This window comes from Acinetobacter sp. T_3_1 (assembly GCF_025377055.1).
GTDB classification, from domain to species: domain Bacteria; phylum Pseudomonadota; class Gammaproteobacteria; order Pseudomonadales; family Moraxellaceae; genus Acinetobacter; species Acinetobacter kookii.
This window is the reverse complement of sequence record NZ_JACHVD010000031.1, coordinates 1-10,544: the sequence shown is the minus strand read 5'-3', so window position 1 is coordinate 10,544 and position 10,544 is coordinate 1. Positions and strand designations below refer to the sequence as shown.

At 37.9% G+C, this 10,544-nt stretch carries 8 protein-coding genes and 2 pseudogenes; 2 read left to right on the top strand and 8 right to left on the bottom strand.

Annotated features, from left to right (window positions below):
* The 5 genes and pseudogenes from H4I94_RS15595 to H4I94_RS15575 form a co-directional block, all read right to left on the bottom strand.
* Nucleotides 1-147 (bottom strand): annotated as a pseudogene (locus H4I94_RS15595) (transposase); the annotation flags it as partial.
* 96 nt (nt 148-243) lie between these two features.
* On the bottom strand, nt 244-1,548 hold the full coding sequence (locus H4I94_RS15590) for a nucleobase:cation symporter-2 family protein (protein ID WP_000185581.1): 1,305 nt from the start codon (nt 1,546-1,548) through the stop codon (nt 244-246).
* A 20-nt stretch (nt 1,549-1,568) separates the two neighbouring features.
* Nucleotides 1,569-2,360 (bottom strand): outer membrane protein OmpK, encoded by a 792-nt coding sequence (locus H4I94_RS15585; RefSeq protein ID WP_004992292.1) that lies wholly within the window; start codon nt 2,358-2,360, stop codon nt 1,569-1,571.
* A gap of 17 nt (nt 2,361-2,377) precedes the next feature.
* On the bottom strand, nt 2,378-3,331 hold the full coding sequence (locus H4I94_RS15580) for an isopenicillin N synthase family dioxygenase (protein ID WP_000735995.1): 954 nt from the start codon (nt 3,329-3,331) through the stop codon (nt 2,378-2,380).
* A 16-nt stretch (nt 3,332-3,347) separates the two neighbouring features.
* Complete coding sequence (locus tag H4I94_RS15575) at nt 3,348-4,322, bottom strand: isopenicillin N synthase family dioxygenase (RefSeq protein WP_000125683.1); 975 nt, start codon at nt 4,320-4,322, stop codon at nt 3,348-3,350.
* Between the two features lie 306 nt (nt 4,323-4,628).
* Here H4I94_RS15575 and H4I94_RS15570 point away from each other — a divergent pair, with 306 nt between their 5' ends.
* Entirely contained in the window at nt 4,629-5,561 is a 933-nt protein-coding gene (locus H4I94_RS15570; RefSeq protein WP_000107470.1) for a LysR family transcriptional regulator, read from the top strand.
* Nucleotides 5,562-5,631: 70 nt separating this feature from the next.
* Here H4I94_RS15570 and H4I94_RS16275 read toward each other — a convergent pair.
* The 3 genes and pseudogenes from H4I94_RS16275 to H4I94_RS15550 all read right to left on the bottom strand — a co-directional run bounded on the left by H4I94_RS16275 (nt 5,632) and on the right by H4I94_RS15550 (nt 8,808).
* Nucleotides 5,632-6,719, bottom strand: a pseudogene (locus H4I94_RS16275) (BMP family ABC transporter substrate-binding protein).
* On the bottom strand, nt 6,716-7,792 hold the full coding sequence (locus H4I94_RS15555) for a hypothetical protein (protein ID WP_000738084.1): 1,077 nt from the start codon (nt 7,790-7,792) through the stop codon (nt 6,716-6,718). Before H4I94_RS15555 ends, H4I94_RS16275 begins: the two are co-directional and overlap by 4 nt.
* 26 nt (nt 7,793-7,818) lie before the next feature.
* Nucleotides 7,819-8,808: an isopenicillin N synthase family dioxygenase gene (locus H4I94_RS15550; protein WP_000909845.1), complete on the bottom strand. Its 990-nt coding sequence runs from the start codon at nt 8,806-8,808 to the stop codon at nt 7,819-7,821.
* Between the two features lie 344 nt (nt 8,809-9,152).
* Between H4I94_RS15550 and H4I94_RS15545 the strand changes: the two genes are divergently transcribed.
* Complete coding sequence (locus H4I94_RS15545) at nt 9,153-10,208, top strand: aromatic ring-hydroxylating oxygenase subunit alpha (protein WP_000991568.1); 1,056 nt, start codon at nt 9,153-9,155, stop codon at nt 10,206-10,208.
* The last annotated feature ends 336 nt before the right edge of the window (nt 10,209-10,544 follow it).

The following is a 10,544-nucleotide window of genomic DNA, read 5'->3' as shown; positions in this document are numbered from 1 at the left end:
ATAGCTAATCGCAATATCAATATGTTTTTGTCTTCGACAAAGCGTACTGTAATCTGGTGCGGTCCAATTTAATCCACAAAGTTTAATCAGACTTTGAACAAAACCTGTGACCATGCGTAAAGAGAGTCTAAATAAAGATTTGATCATTTTGAAATTATAGGACTGAATAAACCTTATAGGCTAGGTTTGTGCAACAAAGCCCTGTGTATCTGATATTTATGCATCTTTCAATTTCTGAAGATACTATTCATCCAATATCCGCTGTTTTCGATTGAGAACAGCATTCAAAATCACAGCACAAAAAGCCGTTAGCAAAATTGGGCTGTTTAACAGAGGTGAAAGATAAGATGGTAGTTGTGAGAAAATAGTAGGTGAGAATACAGGCAACATACCTATGCCGGCACTGACTGCAATGATGTAGAGATTATTCACATTTTGAAAGTCGACACGCTGCAGTACTTTGATACCATTAGATGTCACCATCCCAAACATAAACAATGCGGCTCCACCTAGAACACATGAGGGTATAGACGCAACAAAGTAAGCTATTTTAGGAAATAGACCTAAAAGGATTAAAAACACACCAGCTAAAGCACATACACTGCGATTCTTAACACCTGTGATCGCTAGCAAACCGATGTTCTGAGCATAGGATGTATACGGGAAGATATTAAAAATCCCACCAATCATTGTGCCAAGGCTGTCAGCTCTAAAACCGCGAGTCAATTTTTCCTGATCCACCTCTTCTTCAACAATTTCACCTACAGCCATGAACATCCCAGCTGTTTCAATGAAAATAACCAGCATGACTACGCACATAGTCAAGACAGCCCAAAAGTTAAACTCTGGAATACCGAAGTGAAATGGCATCACCCAACCTAACCATGGGCTTTCATCTATCTTGTCTAAAGAGATGAGGCCAGAAAATGCAGCGATGATATAACCAATTCCCATCCCGATTAGAACTGAAATGTTGCCCAAAAAGCCTTTAACATAACGGCTGATGATAATAATGCTTAATAGAACACAGGCAGCGATAGATAAGTACAATGGATTTCCAAAGTCTTTTACCCCATATCCGCCAGCGGACCATGTGCCTGCAATACCAATGAGAGATAGACCAATCACAAGAATTTGAGTTCCTGTCACCACAGGAGGGAAGAATCGTATTAACTTTCCAATAAATGGTGAAATCAGGAAGCCAAAGATCCCTGCGATAATGATTGCCCCAAATACACTTAGTAGTCCCATATCTGGATTAGTCCCAATTGCAATCATTGGGCCTACTGCAGTAAAGGTAACTCCCATCATAATGGGAAAGCGAATACCTACATTTTTAAAACCAATAGTTTGAATGAGGGTGGCAATGCCACAAACAAATAGATCTGCAGTAATTAAGAAAGCAATTTCTGCAGTGCTTAACCCTAAAGCTCCTCCAACAATTAGGGGAATTGAAACAGCACCTGCATACATTACCAAGACGTGCTGGATACTGAGAAAAATCATGGAGCTTGGTTTTAAGTTATTGGCTGTGATTGTGTTAGTCATATATGTTTTTCTCCTTCAGCCTAAAAGGTATATTTGACGATGAAACTAGTAGCATTTTGATTAGTTTTAAAATATGGAGTGTCTTCGATTAAGAATTTGTTTTTCCAATAGTCGTATTCAATACCTGCTGCTAATTTTTTTGGGCTTAAGCCTAGATGAGGGCTAAGGTCATATTTGATTTGTGGGTTAAAGTGAAAGTCGGAAGAGTTATTACCTTTGGAATTGACTACCCAATCAATGTATCCATCAAAAATGATTGATGATTTAAGAAATGGGACGGTATATGACCAGGAAGGAGTGATTTGCCATTGTCCACTTGGGGTGTTTCCATCGTCTGGAATGCGATAGTAAAAATTAAGGGTGAAATAATCAAAGCCTTTGATATCTAGGTCAAAACCTGGACCAACTAAATAAGTCCACATATCGTCATAGCCAGGCTGATCTTGAATACTTAAGTCAAAACTCGTAGCTATTAGGACATCTTTCACTGGCCCAAAGCTCAAATTCGTATTGGTTAGTTTTCCTATTGAAAAGCGTGGGGCTATTTCTGTATAGACCGCATTATGGCCTTGGGAAGCTGTCTTTTCGCCATCAAACCAATAAGTGTCGACGAATAGATAAAGATCTCCCCATTTCCAATTACTAGCATGTTCGAAGGTAATGGTTTCATGTGTATCTGGTTCAACTTCAAAACCTTTACCGTAAAGTGCAGAAATACTATTGGATTGCCAATTTAACCATGATTCCTCAGCAAAAGAATAAGTGCTTATTAAACATGTGCTTAAAAATAGATAGGGCGCATTTTTTTTCATATAATTGTTTCCGATATTCAAACTTCAGCACGATGTTTGTAGGTTGCACTAAAACGTGATTGCAAATATTCCATACTAGTAATTGGTAAGTACTTAGGTGGATTGGATTCGCTGTAACAGTTAGGTAGGCAACGGATTACAGTTTTTGGACTAGGTTGTATGAAAAATGGAAATGAGAATCTTTGTTTTCCTTTAGGACTCGAAACGCGATGAGGTGTCGATTTATAGAGATCATTTGACCATCGTGCCATCATATCTCCGATATTGATTACATAGGTGTTAGGTATAGGAGGAGCATCGATCCAATTACCATTTACATCCTGAACTTGTAATCCACCTACTTCATCCTGAGCCAAAATAGTTACACACCCATAATCAGTATGTGTTCCCGCATTAAAACCTTGAGAGTCTGTATTGTCTAAGGTAGGCGGATAATGAATTAACCGGAGAAAACATAGGCTGTCTTGCAGACAATGATCAAAATAATTTTGCGGAAGACCAATGGCATGAGACATGGCATTAAGCAATATTTTTGCTAAATCCACCATTTCATCAAAATACTCTTCTGTAGCTACTTTCCACCCTTCAATATTTGGATAAACATTTGGTCCCCTTAGAGGTTCTTGATTAATGACTTCGGGATGATTAGCTTCTAAATGGACACCCATGTCATATATTTCTTTAAAGTCTTCAGGTAAGTCAGGGTTCAGTTGTTCTACTCCTAATGCACCATATCCTCTATGTGCAATTTTATTCTTTTGAATATCTATTTCTAATTTCTCTTGTAGAGGCTTACTAAAAAACTCTTTAGCTAAACTTTGAACTTCTGCAAGGTGATTCGGTTTATAACCACTGATATAGAAGAATCCCCATTCACGACATGCTTGGTCAATTTGGTTGCATATATCTGCATAATCAGGATGGTTAACGTCATAAAGAGGTGCAATGTCGATAACTGGTAATTTTTTCATGGGAAACTCCTTATTATTAGATATATGTTTTTTTGAACATGTTACGATAATGCTGTTCAACACTGATTGGTGGATATAGCGGTTCTGAGTTTTCCTCCAAACACTCTCGAATGCATTCAATCTGATACTGGTGATTACCGCTGTAGAAGAATGGAACAGAATATCGTTCCCCACCTGAGATGTTGATGACGCGATGGAGGGTGGATCTATATGTATTGTTCGTCCACATAGAGATTAGGTCACCTAGGTTAACGACATAACTATCTTCAATAGGCTCTGCCCAAATCCATTGGTTTGTTGACTGATCCCATACTTGTAAACCACGATTATGGTCTTGAAGTAATAGAGTAAGCCCGCCGAAATCAGTATGTGCCCCGCAACCTTTTTCATTTGGTTGAGCATTAGCTGGTTGAGGGGGATAGTGTAATAAGCGTAAAGTGACTAAATCTGCATCCTTACAAAACTCTGTGAAATAGTCAGCTTCCAAGTTTAGAGATAATGCAATAGCACGCATGAGTCGTTCAGAGACTTTAATCAATTCAACTTGATATTCCTCCATTACCTCTTTAAATCCATCAATATCTGGCCATTGGTTTGGGCCTTGGTTAAAAGCTTTATGGATGACAAAAGGATCTGAAGGTGAGCGTTCCTTCCCGATATAAAAGCCTTCCTTTATATCAGGCGGAGAATTAGGTTCAAGTGTTTGTGCTCTTAATGATTCATAGCCTCTATTTGCTTCAGAAAGCTCTTTGGACCACTGCTTTTTCTGTTCTGGGGGAAGACTAAAAAATAATTTGGAATATTCAAAAACCTTATCTTGTAATGCTTTAGAAACTCCATGTCCCGTAATGTAAAAAAAACCTTTATCTAAGCATGCTTTCCGAATATGTGAGGCAATGTTTTGGTGCGTTTGTATGTCATTATCCAAAAGTCCAGAAATATCGATGATGGGTATAGAGGTAATGTTTTGATTGTTTTCCAGCGCAGTCATGTAGCAATCTCTCAAAAATAATGTTTTCTTTTTTTATAAAATAATCATGAGACCGCATAGCAATGAATATCGAGCAAGCTGATGCCAAAAAGAGAGCTATTCTTAATTAATTAAATAAAAACAATTGCTTAAACTTTTTTAAATGAGTGGTGATGCTGAAAAAGCAACGGGATGCACTGAAAATAATGCTTTAGGTCCAAAAAATGGCTGCTACTTAATGGCAAGTTTTTTGCTTCTATTTCAATAGCTCATTCAAATTTATAAATGGATTGGGGCTTTAAAATTGGAATAGGATGTGATGTTAAAATGAGTACACGTGGTCTTCGCTTTCACTCAGCAGCAATTCATTATTTTGATGCTGTACGCCGGTGCGGTTCAATCAGGGAAGCAGCCAGACAATTAAATGTCGTATCTTCTGCTGTAAACAGGCAAATTTTAAAACTCGAAGATGAAGTTGGAGCACCATTATTCAATCGGGTGCCTTCGGGTATGGTACTTACTCATGCAGGTGAGTTATTTTCAAGACATATCAGTTTAGTATTGCGAGATACTAAGCGATTGCAGAATGAATTGGATGCACTGAAAGGGCTTTATAAAGGTCATGTAGAAATTGCGAGTGTTGAAACACTGGCAATTAATTTCCTGCCAGAGATTATTGAAAAATTCCAAGTAAAATATCCTAATGTAACTGTAGGGGTTACAATTTTAGGCTCAAAAGATATCCCTAATGAAATCATTGAAAATAGGGTGGATCTAGGCTTGGCTTTTGCCTTGCCAAAGCATAATGATTTGCACCAAATAGCAATATCCCATTTTAAATTAGGTGCAATTGTATCGACTGAGCATCCCTTGGCCTCTCAAAAGACGGTGTCATTCCATCAGTGCCTCGACTATGATGTGATTATGCCAAAACCTAATTTATCTATTTATCAACAGTTGGCGCCATTATTTGCGGGTGCACAACATGCTATTCCAAATTTTAAAATGCAAACGAGTTCTTTGGAATTAATGAAACAGTTAATACTCAGGAATAAGGGAATTGGTTTTCAGACATTCTTTGGGTTGGAAAATGAAATAATTAATAATCGCCTTCGCTATATTCCGCTTAATGATAACAATGGTATCTACTGTGATTTAGGTCTGTATGCACGTAAAGGGCATTATCTTTCCACAGCAACAGACGCTCTCTCCAGGCTTATTACAGATGAAATCCTACAAAGAGGCGAAGCTGGACAATAAACATAACCTGAAAAGTACAACTAAAAAGCTAAGCCCTTATCGAAATCCCTCAATAAAGGCTTAGCTTTGTTTATTTTGGATAAGCAGCATCCACGCCTTTAACGAAATAATTCATACTCATCAATTGCGTATTTGAGAGATGTTTACCTTTTCCCAAAAGTAATGTTCCATCTTGTTTGTAAAGTGGTCCACTAAACACAATATATTGACCGTTACGAATTTTATCTCGGACAGCCAAAACCTTCATTTTTTCATTGTTAGAGACCATTGGACCAAAACCTGCTATATCGATGGCACCTTCCTTGACACCATACCATGTCGATCCCGACTTCCATATTTTGTTATGCACTTGCTGCAAAACAGGAGTATAGATTTTTTCCCAATATAACACTGATGCAGCTAGGTGACCTTTAGGAGCAAACTTACTCATATCTGAGTTCCAGCCAAAGCCAAATTTCCCTTTTTCCTGAGCAGCTTTAACTACAGCGGGTGAGTTGGTGACTTGTGATAATATATCAGCATTTTGCGATATTAATGCAAGTGCAGCCTCATGCTCTTTTCCTGAATCAAACCAAGTGTTAATCCAGACTATCTTGGTCTTAATTTTTGGATTTACAGATTGAGCCCCAAGTGTATAGGCATTGATGTCTCTAATGACTTCAGGAATTGGGAATGGTGCTACAACACCCAAACATTACTTTTAGTCTTATAGCCTGCCAATACCCCTTGCAAGTAAGAGCCTTCATAGGTTCGGATATCATAGACTCCCACATTTTTTGCAGTTTTATATCCGTTCGCATGCATAAAAATGGTGTTCGGGAACTGTTTAGCTACCTTTTCAATGGCATTCATATACCCGAAGGTAGTAGCAAATATAACCTTATTTCCTTGTTGTGCGAGTCTCCGAAATGTACGTTCAGAGTCGGCATTATCTAGAATATTCTCGATATAAGAGGTCTTAAATTTACCCTGTAAGGACTTTTCTGCTTTCAGACGACCTATATCGTGTGAATAAGACCAACCATAATCGTTTTTATGAGCGACATAGACAAAAGCCGCTTGATCAGCGGCCAATGCTGGATTGGCCCCACTGATGAGTAAAAGTCCTAAAAGACTGGCATTTACGAAAATATTTTTTAAATTAAGTAGGTTATTCATGCTGATTCTCTTTGAAGAGTATCAGTTGAATTTTGTTTTGCCATAAATATTGCCAGTCGCTCCTCATAAATCTCACGAATATAATGGGCAACACTGCAACTGTCGGCAAACATGTTGTATTTCCAATTTAAACCATACGACTCTAAATTGATATTATCAACAGTCATAAGTTGAACTTTAGAATTTGGATTGTTCAAGTAGCTATCAATGATTTTACGAATGACTTCTTTGGTTGGTGCAAGCTTATATGCATGCCAGAAGTCTGTATGCCATTCACCTTCCGTAGGTTGATTAAATGGATACTGAATTCCTCGGCCAGGACGATTTGTTCCTAAGCCATTATATGGTCCTGTTTCAAATGCTAACCAGTTAACTGGATTATTCGGGACTGCAGGACGGATCTGCCCCCATGTAACTAAATTTCGATTCAGCCAATCATCTGCAAAACTATCATTATTAAAAGGATCTAACTTTCTGATAGCTTCAGGATCATCACGCATTTGTGATACAGCAAGCTCAATTTCATTTTCAATTTTAAAAATACAATGGCTGTAATCCATTGCAAACTCAAACGGCACACCTTCTTTTTCTATAAGATCTGCCACCGGAATTACTCGACGATAATCTTCAGACCAGTTATCAACGTGGCACTCTAAGGTAACCGTTATTCCTTTACTTTGAGCGTAGGTGTAGAAATCGATATAAGTTTTAGCAACTTCTTCGTTCGTTACATAATGACCATCTGCATGTTTTGCCCAAATCATCATGTTGTGGAATTTGGCCCCTACAGCGGCACTACGATTAATATCCTGTTTGAATGCTTCCTCATCCTTGCCAATGACATATAAGCCACAACCAGAATAAATAGGGATATTTGTTTTCTGACTTGCCTTGATGTAAGCATCTATTTGACTATCTTCAAGAGGGATACGATCCAGAAAATCAAAGACCTCCGCAGCTTTTAGCATTTCGAACTGTTCGAGAATAGTAGGCTCATTCAGGCTTACTGGTCGTTCTTTTGATGAGTTTTGAATGCCTAAACCAGCACAACCTAGAGGAAACATTTTTTTCATAATTTTGATACCAACTGTTGAATAAATTAAACGGCTTCTTTTTTCGCAGCGTAAGTTTTCTGATACATATAGGCTAAGTATTCACCTACGGTCATTTCTTTAGGTTCAGCCTTAAATTCATCACTTAAATTTTGGAGCCTTTTGATTTTGTATTCGTAATCCAGATCGAAGAAGGATGGAACCGAATAACGAGAGACTCCTGCTTTACTATTGAAAACTCGGTGCATATTTGACAGGTATAGTCCATTAGTCATGAATTGGACTAAATCACCTAAATTTACGATAAAAGTATCTGGAATGTGAGGTGCACGAATCCATTCACCCTCACTGTTGCGGACTTCTAGTCCACCCACTTCATCTTGTAATAAGAGGGTCAATAAGCCCCAATCGGTGTGCGCACCGCAACCCAACTGATTATTTATAATTTCTTCAGACTGTGGTGGGTAGTGAAGCATACGAGTAATAATCACAGCTTCGTCATAGCCTACTTCGAAGTAGTTTTCTTCAAGACCAAGAGAAAGGGCTAGTAAACCAGCTAGATGTTTACCCAGTTTTAACACCTGTTGAATATAAGTTTCAGTCTGAGTTTTCATTTCAGGGAGGTCTTCAGGCCACTGATTTTGCCCATGTTGTGGATATCCTTTTTGGACATATGGGTGACTTGAATCTAGGTTTTTTCCAGACATGAAGCCTTCTTTTAGGTCAGGAGGAGAACCCTCATCGAGTGTTTGGGCTGCCATAGGTTCATAACCACGAAGGCATTTGGAGTTTTTGAAATCAATCTCTAATTTGTTTTCGATCGGAAGATCAAAAAACTGTTTTGCAATGTCTAGTTGTTTTTGGAGAACTTCAGAAGCGATACCATGATTTTTAATATAGAAGAAACCTGTTGTTCTGCATGCTTTATGGATTTCCCACGCAACAGATTTCCGTTTTTCTAGGTTATCGGAAAAACTGTCGCTTAAGTCGATTACTGGAATACTTTTAGCCGTAGAAGGTGGTGTGTATATCAACATTTTTGTGGCTCTTTGAACTTTGTTGTTATCAACTTAATGACAATTTAATTCCGTGCATAGCAGAGAATCTCGCTCAACTCGTTGCCAAAAAGGCAACACTAAATAAAGTCAGAGTAGTAATAGGAGTCCAAGTAATTCAGCATCAATTAAGAATTGTGATGAGTTATAAAATGCTAGTTATTCGTTAAGTTTAGATAAGAAGAACAATAATAAGAAAAGTGTTCTAAAAATTAGAAATACCATTCCTAAAGTCTTTAATAGACAGATAGAAAAGAAAAAGTCATGATGAAGCAATGCTAAGAAGTTTGAATTAATCAATAACTTATAAGAGGGGCAGCGCTAAAATGAATGCAATACCAGTTCTCAATTTATTCACTCAGCCACAATGTAGTCAATTTGACCCAAATGACTGGAATATTCTAGCGCAGCATTGGTATCCGGTAGTTCAAATCCAGGATGTAACGACTCAACCGCAACAAGTTCAGCTTCTTGATGTCAAAATGGCTATTTATAAAACTGAAAGTGGAGAAATTCATCTGGTCAGAGATATCTGTCCACATCGAGGAGTGCCATTAAGTAAAGGATGGGTAGAAGGTGAAAATATTGTTTGTCCCTATCATGGGCTCAACTATAACGCACAAGGTAAGTGCGTAAAAATCCCTGCTCAACCAGAACTTACCCAAATTTCAGATCGGTTCACCTTAACTAAATTCCCTGTAGTTGAGAAATATGGACTAGTTTGGACCAGCTTATTTAGCCGTGATGAAAGTGAAGCTAATTTTCCAGTTCTTGAAACTTGGGATTCGGATGAACATCAATCAATACTCCCACCATTTGTTGATATAGCAGGTTCTAGTGGTCGTCAGCTTGAAGGTTTTATCGATGTGGCACATTTTGCCTGGGTGCATAACAAGGCATTCGCTGATCGTGATAATCCAGTAGTGCCAAAATATGAAACTGAAAGAACAGATTATGGACTTAAAACGATTTATATCTCTACAGTAAGTAACTTTCCTCATAGTTTGAGACATTTAGAGCCAGAGAATTTCTTATGGAAACGAGAATTTGATGTATATCCTCCATTCTCGGCAACACTTACTGTCTATTTTCCTAACAATGGGATTTTAAAAATTTTGAATGCTTGTTGTCCTGTTTCGCATAATCAAACCAGGCTATTTGTTCCGTTGACACGTAATTTTGATACGACGGGTGACCTACAGGCTGTATATGACTTCAATGCACAAATTTTTGCAGAGGATCAGGATATTGTTGAGAGTCAAAAACCGGAAGAACTTCCATTAGATGTTTCAATGGAGGCGCACTTTGCAGCAGACAAATCTTCAACGACATATAGACGGATATTGGCAGAATGGGGATTAAGTAAAAGATATGTGGTCTAGAGATATAAGATAACCGATTATCTCGATTGGTTGAAATATAAGGGAGGTAGTCTCCCTTATATTTTTAGAGATTGATTTCGCAGAAATACTAATATAAAAGTGACTAACCATTTATCGTAATTTCATTGTCTTAGCTTCTTCTAATTAATAAACTTGATTTTGTTACAATATCAAGTTTATACAGGGAGAGGGCTTTGTTGCACAAACCTAGCCTATAAGGTTTATTCAGTCCTATAATTTCAAAATGAATAAACCTACTCCTAAAACTTATCGTACAACCAACTGGTCTTCCTATAATCGCGCTCTCATTAATCGGGGCAACATTTCCATTTGGTT

Coding starts and splice junctions, on each gene's coding strand:
- H4I94_RS15590 (WP_000185581.1), bottom strand. CDS start 1,548: ATGACTAACACAATCACAGCCAATAACTTAAAACCAAGCTCCATGATT.
- H4I94_RS15585 (WP_004992292.1), bottom strand. CDS start 2,360: ATGAAAAAAAATGCGCCCTATCTATTTTTAAGCACATGTTTAATAAGC.
- H4I94_RS15580 (WP_000735995.1), bottom strand. CDS start 3,331: ATGAAAAAATTACCAGTTATCGACATTGCACCTCTTTATGACGTTAAC.
- H4I94_RS15575 (WP_000125683.1), bottom strand. CDS start 4,322: ATGACTGCGCTGGAAAACAATCAAAACATTACCTCTATACCCATCATC.
- H4I94_RS15570 (WP_000107470.1), top strand. CDS start 4,629: ATGAGTACACGTGGTCTTCGCTTTCACTCAGCAGCAATTCATTATTTT.
- H4I94_RS15555 (WP_000738084.1), bottom strand. CDS start 7,792: ATGAAAAAAATGTTTCCTCTAGGTTGTGCTGGTTTAGGCATTCAAAAC.
- H4I94_RS15550 (WP_000909845.1), bottom strand. CDS start 8,808: ATGTTGATATACACACCACCTTCTACGGCTAAAAGTATTCCAGTAATC.
- H4I94_RS15545 (WP_000991568.1), top strand. CDS start 9,153: ATGAATGCAATACCAGTTCTCAATTTATTCACTCAGCCACAATGTAGT.